The organism is Bacillus cereus group sp. BfR-BA-01383, assembly GCF_022663495.1.
Taxonomy (GTDB): domain Bacteria; phylum Bacillota; class Bacilli; order Bacillales; family Bacillaceae_G; genus Bacillus_A; species Bacillus_A cereus_AU.
Window position 1 is genome coordinate 35691 of record NZ_JAKUFP010000011.1, and the last position, 22716, is coordinate 58406.

Genomic DNA, 22716 nt, shown 5'->3' on the forward strand with positions numbered 1-22716 from the left:
TTTCTTATCGCTTACTGCGCCAGTTTTCATCATGGTCAAGATTCGATTCTGTCGTCCGTTTTATATCATATAAAATTTCGCTGAAAAATCGTTTAGGTACTTGCTTTGGCACAATGCGTCTCGCATCATCAACTTCGTCATAGGAGTATGAACCGCGGCTCACTGTGCCTGCTTTATAAAATTGAATTTCAAATAAGCATACATCGTCCTCTTCTTCATATCCAACAGGTGCACCTTCAAATGCAAGCTCCGCCCCTAATCCTGTGCGAGCGTCTTCTTTATAGAAAGAATAATACACACCCGCGTCTTCAACTGATCCGCGATTCCAACCGTACTTCGTTAACTTACCAAACAGCGACCGACCATTGATTTGAATGCCCCCAAACCTTTCCACAGTTACTTTCTCATCTTCCGCCGCCAGAAATACTTCGCGAACAATCTGCGGGAATGGCTGGATAACTTCATAATCTTCTAGTTGTTCCTTCCATAATTCCCGTTCCTCTTCGGACAATTCTAGTGGATGGATCAGACCGATAACAGTGTCTGGCGTAAGTTCATGCTCTTCTTCGTCAACCGTATTGAACGTGCCGTCTTCCATATAACGGAACATCGCAAGCAACTTTCCTTCCTTATACTCGCCCCAAATAAGTGAGATAGCAAATTGCTGCATAATTGGATTTTCCACAAACAGAGACTTCCATGTATGTTGCGACCAATAACGATTAAGAGAAAGTGCCATTTCAAGACGTTGTGTTTGCATACTAATGATACTTCGAAGCTGTTTCTTTATAGATGATAACTCCACCTTAGCCTCTTCTGCTTTTTCCACATGATCTTTTGCATTTGGTTTCGGAAGCGACTTTATTCGTTTTCCTTCTTCTGTTTTTAACTCGATTTTCAGGTTGGGCGTTAAATAGGCAGTAAACATCCTACTTCCGTAATCAATTGTCTTTTCACCGCGTTTATTAAAACCAAGGTCCGGAACAAGCTGATCCTCTAGTTCTTCTTCTGTTATACCACGTGTTTTAGCAGCGAGACTCAACGCTTCTTTCGCAGCATTACGCACCTGTTTATGTTTATATTTGAATGCTATAGTATTAATCGTCATAGGTGCAAGATGTGACGAAGACAACGCCAACGCCTGAACAGCTGCTGCAGCGATAGCTCCGCGCATGCCAACAGCCCACTCATCAATCTGCTTTTTGAGCAGCAGCGCCATTTCATCATCACTATGAATGCTGTACATCGAAAGAATACCGCGCTTTTTCGCCTCCGCTCCTTGAGAAATCCACAGCTGATAGATCGCTTGTATATTTTCTTTCAAATCTTGTTCATTTAAAGCTGCACCTATCACTTCCACCGCTTCCTTTTTCTCAATTACAGACTCTGATACATACTGCTGAAAATAAGCAAGCGGAAGCGTTGCATCTGCAATTACATCGGAATCACGAAGACGAATTTGTGGTTCAAATCCGAGCCACTGCACGAGTGCGTTTCTTTTTTGTGGTGTTAAGATACGTGTACAAAAAGCTTCGATACTCCCTGATACTCCTTCTAGGTCTTCATCGCCAAGCAGCGGAGCAAACTTCTCCATCAAGGAAGCATTTTTCTTTTCTTGCAAAGCTTCTTGTACAAGTTGTGTATATTTTTCAGATTTAAAGTATAAAAGTGTTTGCATTACATTTTCGCGTACGACTTTCTTTCTACTATTCAATTCCTTCGCTACATCCTCTGCAGCTTCCACATCTTTTGTAAGAAACTCGACTGCGGCAGCACGTACTTTTTTAGAGGAATCTCCAAGACTTTGAATAAGAAGAGCACGCGTTTTAACTGTATCATTCTTTGCCAGCTCATCCAAAATGAAAATTCGTTCATCTGCAGAATACTCAGTAAATTTCTCTGTCACATATGCCTGTTCTTTTACAAATAAACGAACGAGTGCTTCTTTTGCCTTATTTTCCTCCTCACTGTGCCGAGCAGCTTGTTTAACTGAATAATAAACAAGTTTCTCCTTCGATAAACCGTAGGATAGAAGATCTTCCAACATTTGTTCCAGCGAACCTTCCTTATGAGAACACCGGTGCAGAAGTTCATATAATTTATAATTATAGTCATTTCCAAATTGAAGTTTGAGCGCTGCTTCCCTCTTTACTGCTTCCTCTATATCCCAAAGGAGTGCAATTGCTAAAACAGACATTCCCCGGTAATTATTTTGCTGCTTCGAACTCTCGAGCACTGGCTTCATATCTTCAAATGATAATTTCCCAACTAAATAGTCACGATATGTATCACGTATGTCAGATGATTCCGACTCAAGGGCAATCGCTAAAAATTCTTCACGTATTCTGTTTCGATTGAATTCGTATCCTTTTTCCGCCAAAAGCATCGCCACGAAAAGATAATGACTTTGACTTAAATATTGCAGCGTACGCTGAACAAATTCTGGCTGCTCTTCCACCATACGAAGCAACAATTGATATTCATATACTTTGTCGGAGTTAAAGACGCCTAAATGACGCCATGTAAGACGATATGCGAAAAACCTTTCCTCTGAAACACCGAATTGTTCGCACAAGTTTAGAATAGTTTCATACGCTTGTTTATCAAAACTCCTTGTTCTTACATGATTTCCAAACTGATCAAGAACATGACACACATGATCCGTTGCATAATCCATAAAATTTTTAACAGAATATTTCGCTAGCAAATCAATATATCGTCTTGCCACATTTGAATGCTGATAAACACGAAATAATAGCTGCCAGGTCACATCAGGTAAAGATGAGCCAACAGAAACTTCACTAACAGATTCACCTTGAACGTATCTTTTCGCCAATTCTATCTTCTCTTGTGCCCCGTCCAGCTTCAATATAAACTCCGCATGCTCTTGCAGTTCTTCCTCCAATAAAGAACTGTACGTAAGAAATCTCTCATAATCTGCATCTAGCATATGCAGAAGCAAAACCAGCTTTGGTCGACCTGTTATAACTTGCAACTGCTCTTCTATGTACTTTGGATTCTCCCTTATTAATTCTCTAAGAAAAACATCCGCTTCATTTACAGAACGGGAAAGATTCGTTAAATACTTACACGCCAATTCTACAAGTCTATCAAATGAAAGACCGCTTTTTTCAAAATAAACTTTTATATCTGGAAAACTCATATATGAAAAGCGCACGAGAAGAACGTTCAACAGTTGATCTTCAAGCAAGTAATAAAATAACCGAAAAAACCCTGCGTCTTGCTTATACGTTTTCCTAAAATCACTCATAAACTGCCAAGCAAAATCACTACGCTTATTGTCACGAATCGTCGTTTGTTCTATATGTTTTAAAACTTCTTCATCTCTCGTCTGCAAGTAACGTAACGCTAATTCTTCTTGTTCCCCTGTTATATTAAGATGTTGAAACAACTGATATGTACTGACTGCCATCTTCTCTGCCTCCCTAGTTCTTTTATAAATTCATCGTTATATCATTTATATATGATAATAACCATCCTCTCATATGTCTGAAATTTCAGATACATAAATACAGAATATATTTACATTATTAGTATATCATATCAACCTAAATAAGAACGTACGTTTCTTTTAAAAACTTCATATTTATTTAAAACAATCATTGAAAATTTGGTTTAGAGATAAACAAAGTAAGTAATGAATTTTTTTATGATATGTATTAGACTTAGGATTTTGGCAAAAAATTCGAGCACTGCATTCAAACGTAATTTAATGAATAAAAAAGACGCCAATTATAGCGTCTTGAACTGTACCCCAGGGATATGCAAAGCTATCTTAAAATGATTTAAATTCTTTTCCGACTAATTTGTCTCTAACTTCTTGCGGAATAATACCAATATCACCATCATTATAAATTAACTTCTATGATGTATAACCTTCTAATGAATTAAGCTAATTCTCCTGTTTCGGAGGTTTGGGTAAAAATATCCTCCTTGAACATAGGCATTTTTTTATTCATGAAAAAATATTACCGCAAAGCTACATTGATAAAACACACGGCAAATTTATTTATCAAATTACAAATCCAACTCTCACAAAAAACAGGATAAAAAAATAAACAGTGGAACTAGCCCACTGTTTACTTCGCCACACCTTCATGTAATTTTTCTGTATAATCTTTTACATCTTTCCAGCTATCTTTCGCTGTATGTAAATCCTCTTTTATAAACGTAAACTCTTCAGGACTCATTCCTTTTACGTTTTGTAGTAAATTATTATATTTTGCCCCTACCGTATACCATTGATTTGATATGTTTTGCAATGCTGTAATTGCTGCGTCAATTGTATCAGTCATGTTTGTTGTTTTATTTTTCACATCTGTCAAAATTGCGACTTCTGCTTGTGCTCCAGAAATTCTATCTTTTAAATTGGCTATTTCTCTTTCTGCATTTGCGATATCGTTTTTCGCAATCGCAATCATCGGTCCGCCCGCAATACATGTTATTAGTGCTACGCAAAGTACACCACCAGCAATAACCATATCATTGCTCTTTTTAATTGAATCGTTATATGTATTTATTTGTTGCTCTAAAGCTGGAATACCAGCATTCGTACTCACTAAAATCGCTGTTAATTGATTCGTATCCTCTTTAAAACTATTTGTGTCTTTCGCCATTCTATCGCGAAAAACTTTTAAATTCCCTAATAATACATCTACCTCATTTTGATTTTTTAAAATATCCGCATACAACTTTTCTAAATCCGCTTTTAGTTTACCACTATCCTTTTGATTAATCGCTACTAGCATGCTATTATAGTACGCTTGAAATGTATTGTTGTAATCAATAATATTTTGATCCGTTTTCATAATTTGAGGCTTCATATTATTTAACCAATATGCCGCGTTAATTTTTGCATCTCTTTGATGTTGAATCATATTACCTTTAAACTCACCGTTAATCGAACTTATTTTACTCAAATCAGTCTCTTGTTGATTTTGAATTAATTTTGCATATGAATCCATTGCAAATATGCTCGATGTCGTTTGCGCCATTACATCTTGAAATCCTGCTGGCCCTAGAGAATAATTTTTTGCATTTTCTTGTAATGCTTTTACGTTTTGTTCTGCTGCAAAAGGATGTAAAGGAAACGCATTACTCGTTGCTACTCCAGCAATCATTATCGTTAAAAGACATTTTTTATAGAAATTATTACGCATACTTATCACCTATTCTTTTTATGAGGATATGAAACGTTAGAGGTAAAAAAAGCTCCTGCTCACTACTGAACAGGAGCTCTCTATTATTTAAAAATCTTTTATCTATACGTAACGCTATAACAGTTTAATTGTTATTATGCTTTTTTCGTATCTACTACTTTAATATCTTCAGCATAAATTTTTTCTGCATAGTCTTTAATGTTTTTCCAGCTATCTTTCGCTATGTTTAAATCTTCTTTAATGAAAACAAGATCGTTTGGACTAATAGAATCTACATTTTGAAGTAAAGAATTGTATTTTGATCCCATTGTATACCATTGATTTGAAATGTTTTGCAACGCTGTAATTGCTGTATCAATTGTATTTGTTAAATACTCAGTTTGTGTTTTAATGTTTGTTAACCCTGCTACTTCTAATTGGGCAGTTGTAACTTGTCCAGTTATCTTTTGAATTTCAGCTTGTGCATTATCAAGCTCTTTTTTAGCTAATACAATTCCAGCTGTACCACCGCCTATAGCTCCCGCTCCACCTGCAATTAATGCGATTCCCAGCGGAGTTCCTGCGCCAGTAGCAATTACAACTGCACCACCGATAATTGCAATTGGACCTAATGCTGTCGCAACAGATGAACCAATAATAATTGCATTATATTTACTAATCGCTTCATTATACGTTGTGATTTGATTTTGCAATAGCGGAATTCCAGCATCTTGACTAGCTAAGATAGATGTAATTTGATTTGCATCTCCCTTGAAATTTTGAGTATCCGACGTCATTTTATTTCGGAATTTCTTCAAGTCTTCTACTAATTGATCTACTTGCGTTTTATTTTCATTAATACTACTTGATAATCTAGTTAAACCTTTCGTAAGAGTTGCTTTATCCTTTGCATCTACCGCTGCAACTAAAGTATCATAATAGTTTTGGAATTTCGTATTGTAATTAATAATATTTTGATTCGTTGAAATAAGCTGTGGCTTTAATACATCTAACCATTGCTTCGCATTTCCTCTAGCTGTGTCCTGGTGCTGAATCACTTTTCCTTTTAAAGCTGCATCAACAGATGATACATTACCAAAGTTAACATTACCTTGTTTAATAATTGTTAAAGCGTATAGATCCATTACTAAAGCGTTTGAACCTGTTCTTTCCATTGCATCTTTCAGGCCTTCAGGTCCTAATGAATATTCTTCATAGTCATTATAAGCTTTTGCTACCGCATGAACTGGAGCTTGCTTTACTGCAGTTTCTGCTGCATACGTATGGGCCGGCATAATATTCCCTGCTGCAAATACTGCCATAAGTGCTGATAGAGCCATTACTTTATAAGGTTTTTTTGTCATTTTTCTTCTCTCCCTATATCGTTACTTATTTTTTAATGTACTTCAACGTTTGTAACGTAATCTTCAAATTGATTTGTTTGCTTATTCATTTCATCACTTACTTTTTTAAGTTGATTGAAATGTTTTTGAAGTAAACTACTGTCTGTATACGTGCCTTCTCCAATATTAGTTTGAATTTGGATCATATTATTATTTAAAACTTTCCAATCCGTTAATAACGTTTCTAAAGTTGTAATTTGGCGATTAATTAGTTCTGTAAAGCTACTTACTTGATCTTCAATAAATGTAATTTGAGTCGCCTCCGCTTCAGTTTGTGATAACTTTTGAATTAGTGGCAATAACTCTTTTTGCTTTTGTTGAATACGAAGAGCAGATTCCCTCGTTTGACTATCTGCAGCATTTACAATTTCATTACTTAAAGTACCGATAGAAACAAAATCGATTGTTTTCGTTTGGGCAGTTTGATTTGTAATTGTAAATACTTGTTTACCGATATTAATAGAACCTTTAATAATTTCTTGTGGTCTATTCAAAATATTAGTAAGTTCAGCTTGAATTTCCCCTTGAATTCTTTTAATATCTTCTCTTAATTTCACAATATCTCCACTTGATCCTTGCAGTGTTTTTATTGCTTCATCAGCTTTAGTTGATAAATTGCTACTATCTTTTTCTAATACCGTTTTAAATCGATGTAACTCTAATAAATCTTGCTCCATGCTCTCTTGGATGCTTTGTACTTGCAATTGTAATTTTCCATATGCGCTTGTAAAATCTGCTTTTGCCTGTTCATCTTCATTTACGTTTCCTGCTAGTTCATAGAGCTTACTATAATAGCTATTAAATCTAGTGCTATATCTCATCATCTCTTGATTTAAGTCGATTAGCTTCGGATTATATTCATCAATCCACTCTCGTACGTTCGCCTTTGCAAACTTTTGATGATTCGTCAAACTACTCATAGCATTTACCTTAATGTCTGGCTGTTGTAAAATAACTAATCCGTATGCTTGTATAAGCGGTGACTGTGATCCTAACATTCTAATTGAATTAGATAATGTATTTGGAGCAATTACATTTTGCACATATACTGTTTTCACTTCTGTTTGCCCCTCCTTAGCGTAAACGCTTACAGGAACGAAGCAACTCGTAGATACTGCTGTAACCAATAACCCTGTAATTAAAGTCTTTTTCACTTTAACTCCTCCTATGTATTAGCAACTATTACTATCGCATTTTATTATTCTATTTTTTTGCACATGATTTGAGATGGTAAAAATAGAGAACATTATCACCGTGATTCATGTACGAATCACCTATCTCAAATTTTATTGCTACAGTACTAACTTATTGTTATAAAACATTTCATAACTTTTCATATGTGCTTAGTATGAATAATATTGTATAAAATTTCTATATTACCGCAAGTCCAGCATCCACACAGTGAATATATCACCTGAAAATATTATTCATTTTAAACTAATTAACGTACGAAAGTATGAAATTTTGTTTTGTTTTCATGTAAGTTTTGTACTGTAAGGTCATTTAAACACAGCTATTTATCTACCGTAAAGAAGTATTTTCATTCCCTTTATTTTCAAGCTCTCATGTCCTTATTTCAAAATAAAATCCGATTCACTTCCTCTATTGAAATATCCATATATCACAACAGAAAACACTACTTACTCACAATCGATAAAATTATATTAATATATCTTTTGAACCCATATGCAATTATGCATAGCATATACAAAAAAGGATAACTTCACTATCGTGAAATTATCCTTAAAAATCTTCTTACTTTTTCAAATGATACGGTACTGTCGTAATAACAACATTTCTTCGATACAGTAAATACGCACGAATGAGTAAACTAGACTGATTATGAAGAATGTTATGCCAACCTTTTTTCGGAATAAACTGTGGTATAACGACCGTAACTCGGTAATTTGATTCACTCGCTTTATATTGCACTGTATCAATAAACTTGGTTAACGGCTGAATAATACTTCTATAATGAGAATGTAATGTAACAAGCCTTACTTCAGGTTGCCACTTCTTCCATTTCTCTTCAAATTGCTTTTCCTCTTCTCTGTCAAAAGCAACATATACAGCGATAACTTGATCTGCAGAAAGAGCCTTCGCATAGTTCAATGAATTTTCTACTACATGAGTCATGCCTGCTACAGGAACGACAATTACATTTCCCTCAATCGGAACAATCCGTTCACAAGTTTTTAAACTTAATTGATCGCCCACTGCATCATAATGCTTCTTAATTCGATGGAACAAGAAGATAATGACAGGTAAGAAAATAAGGATCGACCAAACTTGTGCGAATTTAGTTAAAAAGAACATACTCATTACGATAAAACTAATAACTGCACCCGTTAAATTAATCGATAATCGTAAAATCCATCCTTCAGGCTTTTCACGAAGCCACTTTAGTACCATTCCAGTTTGAGAAAGCGTAAATGGAATAAATACCCCTACCGCATATAGCGGAATCAAATGTTCTGTTTGCCCTTGGAAAGCTACAATTAAAATAATCGAAGAAATCCCTAGTATAATAATACCATTTGAATATCCCAGACGGTCTCCTCTAATTGTAAACATTCTCGGTATGAACTTATCTTTGGCAAGATTAACTGCTAATAATGGAAATGCAGAATATCCTGTATTAGCTGCAAGAATTAATATTAAAGCTGTTGTACCTTGTATGAAAAAGTACATAAAATTACGTCCAAATGTTTGTTCAGCGATTTGCGAAACAACTGTTACTTCTTTATTTGGAGTAATTCCGTAATAGTAAGCTAAAAAGACAATTCCTGAAAATAAAACGGCAAGTAATGCCCCCATCGCAAGCAATGTTTTTGCTGCATTGTTTGGTGCAGGATCTTTAAAGTTTGGAATTGCATTTGAAATTGCTTCAACACCTGTTAAAGCAGAGCTTCCTGAAGCAAATGCTCTTAACAGTAAAAACAAACTAATTCCCGCAACTGGCGTTCCAAGTGGCGCATGTAAAGTAGGTGAAACATGACCAGTTAAAATATTGTATATCCCTACACCAATTAATATAAATAACGCTAAAACGAATAAATAAACAGGATATGCTAAAATGGAAGCTGATTCAGTTACCCCTCTTAAATTTAAAATGGTAATTAGTATTACAAATATAATTGCAATAATTACATTATGTGCATGTAGGCTAGGAAAGGCAGATGTGAGCGCATCTGTACCTGCAGATACACTTACTGCGACCGTTAAAATATAATCTACTAATAAAGATCCACCAGCTATTAAGCCTGAATTCATCCCTAAATTTTCTTTTGATACAACATATGCTCCCCCGCCATGAGGGTAAGCAAAAATAATTTGTCGATAAGATAAAATAAGAGCTGTTAATAATACTAATACCCCAACAGCTATCGGAATAGAATACCAATAAGCTACCGCTCCAAGACCTGCTAGCGCAATTAAAATTTGCTCTGGACCGTAAGCAACTGATGATAAAGCGTCAGAAGATAAAATAGCTAGCGCTTTCGTTTTATTAAGCTTTTGTTCTCCTAACTCAGTTGATTTTAATGGTCTTCCAATTAAAAACCTTTTGATAGTTGAAACCACTGTTGTCCACTCTCCAATAATTTTGTACGAACTTTTCTGCTAGTTAGAGCAAGTAAAGTATTTCTTCAGAAAACAAAAAATGTCTACAAGCCATAACGAAATAAACTTGTAGACATTATTTTTTTTGTCGCACAAGCTCCACCTTCCTTCTCAATATAACGCTTACGAGGTTAGCTGTCGGATTCGGGCCTATGAGTAGCCCTACCTTTTTCAAGGATTCACCCCATTGGATTATGTATTAATCCATAAAAACGGGTCCCCCGTACCATGCGGTTTCAGCGATTTAGAAAATTGAAACTGTGGATTATAATACTCCTTTATTTTCAAAAAGTAAACAAAAATTTTCAAAAAGAAAATAATTAAAATGATTGCGTATAATCCACCGATAAATATACATAATGAATACTAAAAAATCCGCAAAGGAGACCCATATGTCTAAAGAAAAGAAGCCTATTTTTTCCGATTCATATTTAGATGCAGTAGCAAATGAAATTAATCAGTTATACGGTAAACGTGAACAGGAAATAAATTTGACAGATAGAACTAAAAGAAACAAATAATTTGTCATACAAAAACAAAAAAGATAGCAATACACTTATATATTGCTATCTTTTTTGTTTTTTCATACATCTAATTCAATTAAAGCCTTACCAAAGCTTATCTCTTCATACACCTTTAAATTTTGATATACAGCGCCTAATAATGGTGCTTCTATAGAAAATTGCTCTGCTACATCCAGTAAGTATCCTTGTAAGTGCTTCCCTTCAATAAACGAACCTTTTTCCATATCACGCTGCATCGATGACTTCATATCATACGAAATTTTATCGATCGTTTTCATATGTTCCTCAACAATATTTTCCTTTACTGGAGCTCCTAATGCCCTTATGATTTGTACAGATTCTTCAAATAAGTTTCGGATAAAACCACGACCACCTTCGCTTTCACGAATCGGACCAATTGGTGCACGCATTAATGTTGTCACACCCGACATTACAGTAATAAACAAATATTTATGCCACATATCCTGCGTAATATTTTCGCTAAAGACAAAACTAGATTTCGTACCTGTAAATGCTTTAGAAATGCGCTTTATTTTTTCTGAATCTTGAGACTTAATTTCTCCGAATACAAGTCTGTTGGCAGCACTAGTTTGTACAATTTCTCCTTGATCGTTTAACGTCGTCTCAATAAAGCATAAACCGCCAATTACTTTTTCCCCACCGAATTCCTTTTGTAATAGTGATACATGAGCGATGCCATTCAATAACGGGATTATAACTGTATTCTCACCTACAAATGGTTTCAAATCTGTTATTGCCTCGTTTAGGTGATACGCTTTTGTTGAGAATAAAATTACATCAAATGGAGAAGTAGTATCTTCTTTCGTTATCAATTTCGGTTGAAATGAAAAATCCCCGTTAACACTACGAATAATAAGTCCTTTTTCCTCTAATTGCTGTTTTCTTCTACTGCGGACGAGAAACGTAACATCCTCTCCTTTTTCTACTAATCGGCCACCAAAAAAGCCTCCCACGCCTCCAGCTCCTAATACTAAAATACGCATACTAATCCCCCTTCTCATAACATAATTATACTAGCTTTAGTATACATAATATTATACATGTCCCCTGTCAAATAAGTTGAATTTTCATTCTTAATCTAGTGAAAAAGAGAGGTTATTTTCAAGCTAATTTGGGCATGTTGTTTTTATAGCTTATATGGAAAGGAAACAATGTAAATGGAGGCAATACAAACAATCGAAGAAAAAGATGTAACAACAGCTATATTTCAATTTATATTCCCGTTCTCGTTTAAAACTGGATATGAACAAAATATGTTCCCTTTCTTACAAAAAAATGATTTTCATCCTTTCCGTCTCGACCATCTTGAAGATGAAAATACATATTACGGGAAGTTTAAAGTTTCACATCAAAATATGGAAGCATACTATCTTTCATTTACAAATAAAATTCTTTTTCCTCATTCAGAACATCAAAAAGGACTACAGCGCCATTCTAAAGATCTTAATTTAAATGGACACTTAACAACAAATCTTATCTCCGTCCCGTTCACAGTGCATTCAATCGATGTAACACTATGCCCTTATGAACTTGGATTCCTAACAATTCGAACTGAAGTTAATATTACTCCAAATATGACATTATCAGAAGCAATAGAATTCGCTGCACGATTCCGTGTACTTGAAACAAGAAATGAAAAGGATGAGAACATTTGCATAGAATGTAATGGAAAAAGATATTCACAAGTTGAAAAGTTCATTTTTGGTTATTTATTTAACGGTTTAACAGACTTCTTTGAGAAGAAAAGATTAAGAAGTTCATACTTTCAAACCTTCCCCTTCTTTGAAGATCAACGAATGTATGTACAAACGTTATTATCCGTAAACAAAGAGTCTGACCTTCATGTAGTTGATGTATACCGAGCTTCCAGTCTTTCCGGATTAACAGACGATGGTAAGCCATATATTAGTGCAAATAATGTTCCTTATATTCACGATTATTTAAGCAAACATTCTTATCAAAGATGGGCTCCTAACCGCTACTTTGTTATGGAAGAACATATTTTCACATGTGTAACTAATGAAGGTGAACAAGAAATCGCGAAACTTGCTAGTCAAATGTACGGGGAATTTTATTACGCTCTATTATTAAACTTATTTCATAAAGTTGTTTTATTAAAGATGGCAAACGCTTATGCTGAGCTAAATATTGAACAAGATACAAACGAGATAGAGAAGTTAATCTACTCTATTAATTCATTTACAGCAAATTACTTTTCTTTAGAATTAGTATCTCAATCACAAAGTGAGGATATTTTCTTCCGCTTAAGAAAACTTTTTAATATTGAAGTCTTATATGCGAACGCAAAACAAAATCTTGATAGTTTATTTAAATATCAAGAAAACGTTGCTTCCAAAAAAGATAGCCTTCTATTATTAATTTTAACGCTCTATTCTGTAGTAGGCCAAATGTTAGGTTTTACTATGATTGACCTTTTAAAGAATACCGATTCAAACAAAATATCATCACCTCTTGAATTTTTCGCTCTCTTAATAGCGCTTAGCGGTATAATTATTTCACTTATTTTAGGTGCGCAAGGTTTATATCAATGGGGTATACAGCATAGAAGAAGAAAAGCATGGGTAAAACAAACTGTGCTGTCTGCTGTGAAAGAGAAAGGGGACACTGAATAATAAAAAACAGATGGTAGCACGGTGCTACCATCTGTTTTTTATTATTCTTATTTTCCTGCTTCGATCTGCTCTAATGCAGCTGCTACTTGCTCTTCAGTTAATTCATGTTGTGCTACGTAGCGGTTACGTGGGCTTACACGACACTCATGAGAACATGCACGTAAATGTTTTGCTTCACTTTCTTCAGAACATAAAATTTTCTTGTTACATTCAGGGTTTGCACAGTTTACATAGCGCTCACATGGTTCACCTGTAAAGTGGTCTTTACCAACGATTACGTGCTCTTTTTGATTTACTGGTACAGCGATACGCTCATCAAATACGTAACATTGACCATCCCAAAGTTCACCCTGTACTTCTGGGTCTTTTCCGTATGTTACAATTCCGCCGTGAAGCTGACTTACATCTTCGTACCCTTCACGAACTAACCACCCAGAGAACTTCTCACAACGAATTCCGCCTGTACAGTACGTTAAAATCTTTTTACCTTCAAGTGTTTCTTTGTTTTCTCTAATCCAATCTGGTAATTCACGGAATGATTCAATATCTGGTTTAATTGCACCTTTGAAGTGACCTAAATCAAATTCATAATCATTTCGCGCATCAATGATAACTGTATCTTCTTGTTTCATTGCCTCATAAAAATCTTTTGGTTCTAAATACTTCCCAGTAATTTCTTTTGGGTTAATGTCGTCTTCTAGACGAAGTGTAACTAACTCTGGACGAGGACGTACGTGCATTTTCTTGAATGCATGCCCTTCTTCTTCATCTATTTTAAACACGATTCCATCAAAGCGTGGATCATTGTTCATTGCTTCCATGTATTTCTCAGTTTGTTCAACAGTTCCAGAACAAGTTCCGTTAATTCCTTCTGTTGCTACAAGAATTCTTCCTTTTAACTCAAGTGAATTACAAAATTCTAAATGCTCTGCAGCGAATTCTTCTGGGTTTTCAATTGTTGTGTACATGTAATATAGTAATACTCTATATGGTTTTGAAGTTGCCAATGTATTTCTACCACCTATCTAAATTTTAAAATCATGTATAAGTTAACGTTCATATCAAAACATATATAATAAGAAAATATATACAAAATTGTACTTAGCCTATTTTCTTCTATTTACAATTTTTTCTATAAGTTAACAGAAATAAAAACAAGATTACAGAACAAAACACTACGGTTGAGTTGTAATCCCAATATATTATATATCATACAATTTCATTTCCATCAATTAATATGCTGTAATACAGGCTGTATGTTCACATAAATTTCAAAAACAACCCTCTAATTTATTATCTTTTCCTTTATTCAGCGACCATAAACTCCCAAAATATTTTTGCATCATCACACCATTCATTGCACACAGTCATATAATTTGCATTAAGGAAACTTTTATGTTCAAATGAAATTACCACATAATATATCTAAATGTATTGAAATAATGAGTAAGAATAAATACAATAATTTCATCAAGTTAAGATTTCAAAGGGGAAAACTACTATGAATAAAGATATCACAAAAGATGAACAAGTCCCTTCTCAAAGTACAACAGTTCAATCCGCCCATTTAGCGTTAAGCGGACAAACAAAAGGGTTAAAAAGACTGTTACCATTCTTAGGACCTGCTTTTATCGCATCAGTTGCTTATATTGATCCCGGGAACTTCGCTACCAATATCGCGGCTGGGTCACAATATGGGTATTTATTACTTTGGGTAATACTCGCTTCTAATCTAATGGCCGTATTAATCCAAACTTTATCAGCTAAATTAGGAATCGCTACCGGGAGAAACCTTCCTGAAATAGCTCGCGAAAATTTCCCCAAACCAGTTTCCATCGGTTTATGGATACAAGGGGAACTCGTTATTATGGCTACAGATTTAGCTGAATTTATCGGAGCAGCACTCGGCTTATACTTACTGTTTGGAATTCCGATGTTACCAGCTGCTTTAATTACAGCGGTTGGATCATTTATTATTCTTGAATTTCAGCGCAGAGGGTTTCGTCCGTTAGAAGCTATCATTACAGGGATGATTTTTATCGTTGTTATCGCTTTTGGTGTCCAAGTTTTTTACGCAAAACCGGAATTAAGCCCTCTTCTTTCAGGACTATTTACTCCAAAATTCCAAGGTGTGGATAGCATCTTATTAGCAGCTGGAATTTTAGGGGCGACAGTAATGCCACACGCAATCTATTTACATTCCGCCTTAACGCAGCGCCGCGTAGTCGGAACAAATGATGAACAAAAGAAAAAGATTTTCCGTTTCGAATTCATTGATATTATTATTGCAATGGTTATCGCTGGAGCTATTAACGCAAGCATGTTAATTGTTGCGGCTGCACTATTCTTTAAAAACGGTCTACACGTTGAAGATTTAGATGTTGCGTTTAATCAATTTAGTAACTTAGTCGGTCCTGTATCCGCTGCTTTATTTGGAATCGGACTCTTATCAGCGGGATTATCTAGCTCTTCTGTCGGTACAATGTCAGGTGATATTATTATGCAAGGATTCATTCGCATGCATATCCCGTTATATTTACGACGATTTATAACAATGATTCCGCCTCTTGTTATTATCGCTTTAGGCGTAAACCCAACTTACGCTCTCGTAATGAGTCAAGTTGTTTTATCATTCGGTATTGCTTTTGCATTAGTACCGCTTATCATGTTCACAAGTAATAAAAAGATTATGGGGGCGCTTGTCAACCATCGCATTACAACATTTATCGCGTGGTTAATCGCTACACTCATTATCGTTTTAAATATTTTCTTACTGTATCAAACATTTGTAGGGTAATGAAGAAAGGTATTCCAACTTGAACTTGGAATACCTTTCTTCATTATTTGTATTAATTCTATAAATTCTTTTTAACAAATCTTTCTGCTCCTTCACATCCCAACATCTTTTCAAAATAAATTCTATAATCTATTTCAAGACAATAACTTCCTTACGACTTGAATAATCTTTATTTTCAGATTAAATTATAATATAAACAACACATTCGAGTTTCAAAAGAAATGGAGTGAAGGCATGTTTCCTATATTAAAAACCGACCGACTCATTTTGCGAGAACTTACTGAAGAAGATGCACCAGGTATACTACAATGTTTTTCTAATACTGATGTACTGCGCTATTATGGCCAAAAACCATTACAGAATGTAGATCAAGTAAAGCAAATTATTAATAATTTTAAGCTGAGTTACAATGCAAGAAACGGTATAAAATGGGGCATCGAATTAAAAGATAAGAAAGAACTCATTGGGACAATTGGTTTTCACGATTGGGCTTCTGAGCACAAACGAGCAAATATAAGTTATGCCTTTCTCCCTGAACACTGGGGAAATGGGTATGCTACTGAAGCGGTTTCTGAAGTTTTATCATATGGTTTCCACACGCTACATTTAAAACGGATCGGTGCAATTGTCTTTCTTGAAAACGAGGCTTCAAATAAAGTGCTATTAAAATTAGGTTTTGAAAAAGAAGGTGTTCTAAAAAATTATATGTATCAAGATGATATTCCATATGATACGAATTTTTATTCTTTATTAAAATCTGTTTAATAGAATTTATGTGTAAAAAAACCTTACTCTTAAAAGTAAGGTTTTTTTCAGGTATAACGGTAGCTGTTTTATCTTTTAAAACCAGCTTTCTATCTTGCTTTGTAAAAGTAAGGTCAATACGTGAGATGTGCGTTCCATATTTATCTGATTCTGTAATAATAACACCATTTACAACTTCTTTTTTAACAAGTTTATGCATATGAGCCGCAAAAATAGCGCTGGTAGAATCCTTATTAACGGACAGGAAATCGGCTTTTCTCTTGTCGAAATCCACTTAGCATACAGTGGTCATATATTTTTAAGAATAACGGAAGAATATATAGAAAATGCTACATAAATGTGCAGTTTAATCAACTTAGGGGGGACAACCTTGTTCAATCATATGGTAAAAGCTATACCGAATTTATTTACGATCGGAAATTTATTGTGCGGTGTTTTTTCAATTACTATGAATATGAATGACTATTTGGAAGTAGCCTCCATTTTCATTTTCTTTTCAGCTGTTTTTGATTTTCTTGATGGAAGGATTGCGAGAAAATTAAAAGTGAACAGTGAGTTTGGTGTAGAATTAGATTCCTTAGCTGATATTGTTAGTTTCGGAGTTGCTCCTGCACTTTTATTTCATTCGATAGCAACACCATCTGTTTTAACTTCTTTGGCATTTATCCTTTTCCCAACGATGGGTGCTTTAAGATTGGCTAAATTTAGTGTTAAACCAACCATTGGATATTTTAAGGGATTACCTATTCCAGCTGCTGGATTACCATTGGCTGGCATGGGATTGTTTTCATATAGCAATGCATGGATTACATTAATCCTCGCTCTCTTAATGGTAAGTCCAATTAGGTTTAAAAAATTTTAATTTGGGTCCCGTCCATCACCATCAAGACTTTACGGAATATCGTTTATTTGAGTAAGACTATAGAAATAGTAAAGGGTAGGTTCTGTTGCAAAGTTTGAAAAAAGCATAAACTAGTTGGTAAATAAGGATCAAGGTTTAAGAATTAGCTAGTAATTGTTGAATTTCATTGTACGTTGAAAAGGCGGAGTCTCTTTGAAGACTTCGCCTTTGTTTATATAGGGCATGAATGCTCTCGATACCTTTTATCGTACGTGAAGCATGACGAAGATTTTGAAATCCTGCGAATTTGGCAAACCGTCTCTTTACATGCCTATGATCCTGTTCAATAAGATTGTTTAAATGTTTGATTGTACAATGGGTTGTAATTTGATAAACCGAGAGACCCTTTAGAATAGAAATCACTTTTGACACAAAACAAATAAAATTGTATTTTTTAAAATTTTCAACATCATTACCCCTTTTCTAAAACCATAAAGAACGTACTATCCGGTAGCGCAACCGCATTCCCAGACTCATCTTTAAACTCGATTTTCTCGCTAAGATGGTTTGTATAACCATCCTGCAAATAGTTCATAGCTTGAACGATGTTTACTTTATCTCCAAAGATGCCCTTTACGAAATCCTTATAGTCGTTTGGCGTAAAGATTCCAAACTGCTCCTGCACCTCATGAACGAAGGAATCCTCACCCCAGGTATACGTATATAAGAACTCCATTGCATCGTTAACAGGCATTTTGACTGTATTGTCTGCAAGTACCTCATACTGGATTATACGACCCTTAAATTCATGGACATACTGCTCTAAAAACTTCATTCCGCCCGCATCTTTAAAACGAATCACACGCATTAACGTTTTATCTTCGGTCATGATGCCATCACGAACGATAATACGACCTCCCGGCTTTAACACCTCTTAGGCACTTTGCAGCCCCTTTTCAATTACTTCATGATTGAATTTCTTACCTTCATACTCGATATAAGAGAACAACTCATGAAGGATAGAAGAATATACAATCGTATCAACCGATTCTTTATCAAACGAGCTGCTTAAGTTGATCGCATCCCCTTTAATGACGTCCCAAGAACGGCCCTCGTTCTGCTTCTTCTTTTTCAACGTATCAATTACGTTTTCGGAAATATCGATACCGTAGATTCGTTTATCCTCGTTCGCTTCTTCAATCATGTCTAGCATGACACCACCACCGGCTCCAACATCTACAATCGTATCTCCCTTTATATAATCAAGAATAATTCGTTTATCATCAGCCGAACTATTCATATGCTCCAGATATACTTCTTCGTTATGGAATCTATCATACGCATCCTTACGTAACCCGAAGAAATCAAACAGCAGCACATTTGCCCGAGCATGCATCATATCTACCTTTTCTGCCTCTACACAGAAGGTAATTAACGCCTCACCTACAGCAGAAAACTGAAACGACACATACGCAGTCTTCATATCTTCATCGACTTTAACCTCAAAGGAAACATGCGTTGTATCCGGCTTCTCGTTCTCACGGTACTCCCGTAGATACTTCTCAATAACCCGCTTACGATACACGTTGTCCTTCTTCTCGCCTTTGAAATCATAGTGCAACTGCTGCATCAATTTCTCGAAATGGATATGCTGAACCTTTCCAGTGCCTATCTCGTTCTTTAACATAACAAAAACTGTCCAGATATCCTCGAAGCTAAGAGCATGCATAGACGGTTCTACATACCACAAATCCTTATCAGATAAGAAGGTTTGAACGCCACTCTTCTCGCTCCCCATAATTATATCTTTTTCAAATGCTGACTCCTTATATTTTGGCGTGAGTCTATGTATGCGAGAAGTAAATGGCTCCACATAGCCATCAAACAGACCATCAATTGTAATCTTCACATTGTCCTTTACTTCACTCCACAAAGATTTTGATACGCCCTCAATAATACATTGGTTAAGATAGTATAGAATCTCCTTTAACCTACCGTCTCCGTACTCTTCTTTATACGTGTTAATCAAATCAACATGAGAGTCCAAACGAGCCTCCCCGCGGATATACTGCCCAATTAATCCATGTGTTCTAATTAAATCTCGAACAAACAAATACTCAGTAGAGTTTAAGTTTGTCTCTATACGTTCGATAAACTGAATATCACTAAAGATATCAGCAGAACCCTCGTTATGTACCAATAGGTTAATCCCGTTTTTCTTCCATTGCTCCCGCTGTTTTAAAGAGCCTACCTTTGCAAGCTCACTATACGTTAGTACCTTTTCAATAATGCGATACGCTTCTTCATCTAAAGACAACCCATCTAACACTTGCAGCGTACAGTGTACATAGTACAACACCGCATCTGTCTTTAATGCACCAAGTACCTGTACATTCTCATAGTTTTGATGTATCTCCTCTGCCTCGATTAGATGCTTTAACCACGTAGGGAGAGCATCAGAAAACCCTTCAATGTATTTATTTAGAACTTCAATGTTTTTCAACGTATTTACCCCCATATATAATCAATATCCTCGCATTACCCTAACGCCCGTAACCACATTTCCCCCTCGATGATACGGGCTATATATTCATGAATAACCATTTTAATTATATCTATTTCTCCCCTGTCTGTTTGTCATTTTAAATACTTTTTTTAAATCTTATTCTTTATTTACTCTTACATTTGTTCCAATAACAAATACTAACATCCATAGATTTTATTTTCGAAAATTATGTGAGTTAAGAAAAAAAGTAGCTTTTTTCTTAACTATTATTAATTTTGTTTACTACTAACTTCTTTTTACTTAAATAAACTGCTCAATCTGATTTTTTTGCAACTTCTTGTGAATGCGTAACAACAATTACGCATTTATCTTCTTGATGTGCGAGTTCCTGGAACAACTCAATAATTTCATTTGCTGTTGGTTCATCAGCAATAAGTAAATCAACATGCCCTAGCAATTGCTACACGTTGTTGTTCGCCACTTAGCTGAATTAAATAAAATGACAGTTGCTGAATATAAAGAATATGTTTACTTTTGTTTTGAAAATCCTCTTCTTTAACGAGTTTTATATAAAATACCGAGGTAATAAATAAAAGAATAGTCAATGACTATTCTTTTATCAGAGTGCTGGGAACCCTAAAGGGTTTCCCAACACTCTGTAAAAAATCTTACTTTTAAAAGTAAGATTTTTTTATTTACTTCTTATCAATATAAGCATTCTTATACGTATACACGCCACCAAATTGATGCTTTTCAATTCCTTTTACATAGTCCTTTTGTACAAAAGCTGAGCCAATGTGATAAAGCGGTGCTATCGCAGCGTCCTCTAATAGAATACGTTCAGCCTCTTGCAGAGCTTCCCAGCGTTTCTCTTGATCTAGTACGAGCTCATTTTTCGCTTTCTTTATTAATTCATCATAACGAGAATTGGAGTAACTCATTTTATTATTTGGATTACTCGTCGTAAATAGCTCTAAATAACTAATTGGGTCTTTATAATCGGGTCCCCAATTTACCATAGATATATCGTAATCGCCTGTTTGTTCTAATTGTAACTTTTGCTTAAACGGCTGTTGTTTAATTTGTATCGTTAATCCTTGCAAATTCTTTTCTAAATCACCTTTTATATATTCTGCCATACGTTTTGCGTTATCTTGTTCAAACGTTAAAAACTCGAGGTTTACTTGTTCTACTCCAAGTTCTTTTTTCGCTTCTTCCCAAACCTTTTTCGCATTTTGTAAATCATATGAAGAAATATCTCCGTTCTCTTTTCTAAAATCTTTTCCAGTCTCTTCATTCACATGACCAACTGGTACAAGTCCACTTGCAGGTTTTGCACCATTATTAATAAAGTGAGCAACAAAATCTTCTTTATTTAACGCTAATGAGATAGACTGACGCACTTTTTTATTTGCTAACGCCTTATTTTTTTCATTAAAACGTAGCATAGCAATTCCAGGATCACTCGACATGTGTAATTCCTTATTCCCTTTATACTTATCTACAATTTGCGAATTAATAGGCACTCGATCCAAATCGCCAGCTTCATATAAATTTACAGCCGTCATTGTATCCTTTACGATATGAAAGTTTATTTCGTCTAACTTCACTTTCTTTTGATCCCAATATGTATCATTTTTCTTCAATTGAAATTCTTGTTCATGCTTCCATGTCTCTAACACGAATGGACCATTATATATGAGATTACTAGGTTCAAGCCCGTAATTGCCCCCTTGTTCTTTCAAAAATGTTTCATGCTGTGGTAAGTATATAGGTAAAGCTAATAACTGTAAGAAATATGGAATCGGCTGTTCGAGTTCAACTTCTAACTTATAATCATTTATGACTTTAACCCCAAGTTCATCAAGTGGCATTGTTCCCTTATTTATTTCTTTCGCATTTTTCACATGAAAGAGCATGTATGCATATTGTGATGCCGTTTGTGGATTAACTGCACGTTTCCACGCAAATATAAAATCATTTGCTGTTACACTGTCTCCATTTGACCATTTTGCATCTTTACGCAAATCAAATGTATATTTTTTACCATCTTCACTTCTTTCAAACGATTTTGCTACGGCTGGAGTAGGCTGATCTTGATCATTTAGTACATATAACCCTTCAAATATATTCTGCATAACGTGTGCTGATGTACCATCCATCGTTTTCGCAGTATCAAGAGAAGGAATCTCTTCTGATACCGTTACATTTAACACTTGTTTTTTAGCCTCTGTATCACTTTTATTCGCTTTATTATTACAAGCTGTTAAAAATAAAGAAGTAACAAGCGCCATTACTATTAAATGGATCTTTTTTCGCTTCATAAATTGTTCTCCTTAAAAATAAAATATTATAAAACGTTATATATTATAGCAGAAATATCCACAGAAAGATGCGACATTCCATTGAATATTTATTCGCTCAATAAAAAAACTATCCCATTCTA

General features: G+C 34.9%; 13 protein-coding genes, 5 pseudogenes and 1 riboswitch. Of the genes and pseudogenes, 5 read left to right on the top strand and 13 right to left on the bottom strand.

Translation table 11 applies throughout. The annotated features are described in order from the left end of the window. Nucleotides 1-4: 4 nt before the first annotated feature. The 6 genes and pseudogenes from MR065_RS12855 to MR065_RS12875 all read right to left on the bottom strand — a co-directional run bounded on the left by MR065_RS12855 (nucleotide 5) and on the right by MR065_RS12875 (nucleotide 10144). Nucleotides 5-3433 carry a DUF4132 domain-containing protein gene (locus MR065_RS12855; RefSeq protein WP_242213923.1) on the bottom strand — a complete coding sequence of 1143 codons (3429 nt, stop codon included), beginning with the start codon at nucleotides 3431-3433 and terminating at the stop codon, nucleotides 5-7. A 366-nt stretch (nucleotides 3434-3799) separates the two neighbouring features. Continuing rightward, nucleotides 3800-3883, bottom strand: a pseudogene (locus tag MR065_RS27460) (colicin); the annotation flags it as partial. Between the two features lie 217 nt (nucleotides 3884-4100). Then, nucleotides 4101-5180, bottom strand: coding sequence for a non-hemolytic enterotoxin subunit C (nheC, locus tag MR065_RS12860; protein WP_242213924.1), 1080 nt, complete (start codon nucleotides 5178-5180; stop codon nucleotides 4101-4103). A gap of 134 nt (nucleotides 5181-5314) precedes the next feature. Next, nucleotides 5315-6523, bottom strand: coding sequence for a non-hemolytic enterotoxin NHE subunit B (nheB, locus tag MR065_RS12865; RefSeq protein WP_242213925.1), 1209 nt, complete (start codon nucleotides 6521-6523; stop codon nucleotides 5315-5317). 32 nt (nucleotides 6524-6555) lie between these two features. Beyond that, complete coding sequence (nheA, locus tag MR065_RS12870) at nucleotides 6556-7716, bottom strand: non-hemolytic enterotoxin NHE subunit A (protein ID WP_242213926.1); 1161 nt, start codon at nucleotides 7714-7716, stop codon at nucleotides 6556-6558. 601 nt (nucleotides 7717-8317) lie between these two features. Continuing rightward, nucleotides 8318-10144, bottom strand: coding sequence for an APC family permease (locus MR065_RS12875; RefSeq protein ID WP_242213927.1), 1827 nt, complete (start codon nucleotides 10142-10144; stop codon nucleotides 8318-8320). Between the two features lie 144 nt (nucleotides 10145-10288). Next, nucleotides 10289-10435: riboswitch (cyclic di-AMP (ydaO/yuaA leader) on the bottom strand. Between the two features lie 140 nt (nucleotides 10436-10575). On the opposite strand from MR065_RS12875, the gene MR065_RS27465 reads away from it, so the two are divergent. Further along, on the top strand, nucleotides 10576-10704 hold the full coding sequence (locus MR065_RS27465) for a hypothetical protein (RefSeq protein ID WP_000031873.1): 129 nt from the start codon (nucleotides 10576-10578) through the stop codon (nucleotides 10702-10704). A 62-nt stretch (nucleotides 10705-10766) separates the two neighbouring features. Here MR065_RS27465 and panE read toward each other — a convergent pair whose 3' ends face one another. Beyond that, complete coding sequence (gene panE / locus MR065_RS12880) at nucleotides 10767-11711, bottom strand: 2-dehydropantoate 2-reductase (protein ID WP_242213928.1); 945 nt, start codon at nucleotides 11709-11711, stop codon at nucleotides 10767-10769. A gap of 174 nt (nucleotides 11712-11885) precedes the next feature. On the opposite strand from panE, the gene MR065_RS12885 reads away from it, so the two are divergent. Further along, a complete protein-coding gene (locus tag MR065_RS12885; protein ID WP_242213929.1) occupies nucleotides 11886-13361 on the top strand; it encodes a hypothetical protein in 1476 nt (491 codons plus the stop codon). A 47-nt stretch (nucleotides 13362-13408) separates the two neighbouring features. Here MR065_RS12885 and trhO read toward each other — a convergent pair whose 3' ends face one another. After that, nucleotides 13409-14368 carry an oxygen-dependent tRNA uridine(34) hydroxylase TrhO gene (gene trhO / locus MR065_RS12890; RefSeq protein WP_242213930.1) on the bottom strand — a complete coding sequence of 320 codons (960 nt, stop codon included), beginning with the start codon at nucleotides 14366-14368 and terminating at the stop codon, nucleotides 13409-13411. A 494-nt stretch (nucleotides 14369-14862) separates the two neighbouring features. On the opposite strand from trhO, the gene MR065_RS12895 reads away from it, so the two are divergent. Next, on the top strand, nucleotides 14863-16158 hold the full coding sequence (locus MR065_RS12895) for an Nramp family divalent metal transporter (protein ID WP_242213931.1): 1296 nt from the start codon (nucleotides 14863-14865) through the stop codon (nucleotides 16156-16158). A gap of 234 nt (nucleotides 16159-16392) precedes the next feature. Beyond that, complete coding sequence (locus MR065_RS12900; protein WP_242213932.1) at nucleotides 16393-16923, top strand: GNAT family N-acetyltransferase; 531 nt, start codon at nucleotides 16393-16395, stop codon at nucleotides 16921-16923. 40 nt (nucleotides 16924-16963) lie between these two features. Here MR065_RS12900 and MR065_RS12905 read toward each other — a convergent pair. Next, nucleotides 16964-17143, bottom strand: a pseudogene (locus MR065_RS12905) (metallophosphoesterase); the annotation flags it as partial. A 150-nt stretch (nucleotides 17144-17293) separates the two neighbouring features. Here MR065_RS12905 and pssA point away from each other — a divergent pair. Further along, nucleotides 17294-17785: a CDP-diacylglycerol--serine O-phosphatidyltransferase gene (pssA, locus tag MR065_RS12910; protein ID WP_098267779.1), complete on the top strand. Its 492-nt coding sequence runs from the start codon at nucleotides 17294-17296 to the stop codon at nucleotides 17783-17785. Between the two features lie 135 nt (nucleotides 17786-17920). On the opposite strand, the pseudogene MR065_RS12915 reads toward pssA, so the two are convergent. From MR065_RS12915 to MR065_RS12930, 4 genes and pseudogenes are all read right to left on the bottom strand, one after another. Further along, a pseudogene (locus tag MR065_RS12915) lies at nucleotides 17921-18157 on the bottom strand (DDE-type integrase/transposase/recombinase); the annotation flags it as partial. Nucleotides 18158-18236: 79 nt separating this feature from the next. Next, nucleotides 18237-20282 (bottom strand): annotated as a pseudogene (locus MR065_RS12920) (class I SAM-dependent methyltransferase). Between the two features lie 301 nt (nucleotides 20283-20583). Further along, nucleotides 20584-20764, bottom strand: a pseudogene (locus MR065_RS12925) (ABC transporter ATP-binding protein); the annotation flags it as partial. A 201-nt stretch (nucleotides 20765-20965) separates the two neighbouring features. Continuing rightward, nucleotides 20966-22594 carry a peptide ABC transporter substrate-binding protein gene (locus MR065_RS12930; RefSeq protein ID WP_242213933.1) on the bottom strand — a complete coding sequence of 543 codons (1629 nt, stop codon included), beginning with the start codon at nucleotides 22592-22594 and terminating at the stop codon, nucleotides 20966-20968. Between the last annotated feature and the right edge of the window lie 122 nt (nucleotides 22595-22716).

Bases quoted from the DNA above. Each gene is read 5' to 3' on its own strand.
- MR065_RS12855 (WP_242213923.1), bottom strand. From the start codon at position 3,433: ATGGCAGTCAGTACATATCAGTTGTTTCAACATCTTAATATAACAGGG.
- nheC (WP_242213924.1), bottom strand. From the start codon at position 5,180: ATGCGTAATAATTTCTATAAAAAATGTCTTTTAACGATAATGATTGCT.
- nheB (WP_242213925.1), bottom strand. From the start codon at position 6,523: ATGACAAAAAAACCTTATAAAGTAATGGCTCTATCAGCACTTATGGCA.
- MR065_RS27465 (WP_000031873.1), top strand. From the start codon at position 10,576: ATGTCTAAAGAAAAGAAGCCTATTTTTTCCGATTCATATTTAGATGCA.
- panE (WP_242213928.1), bottom strand. From the start codon at position 11,711: ATGCGTATTTTAGTATTAGGAGCTGGAGGCGTGGGAGGCTTTTTTGGT.
- MR065_RS12885 (WP_242213929.1), top strand. From the start codon at position 11,886: ATGGAGGCAATACAAACAATCGAAGAAAAAGATGTAACAACAGCTATA.
- MR065_RS12895 (WP_242213931.1), top strand. From the start codon at position 14,863: ATGAATAAAGATATCACAAAAGATGAACAAGTCCCTTCTCAAAGTACA.
- MR065_RS12900 (WP_242213932.1), top strand. From the start codon at position 16,393: ATGTTTCCTATATTAAAAACCGACCGACTCATTTTGCGAGAACTTACT.
- MR065_RS12930 (WP_242213933.1), bottom strand. From the start codon at position 22,594: ATGAAGCGAAAAAAGATCCATTTAATAGTAATGGCGCTTGTTACTTCT.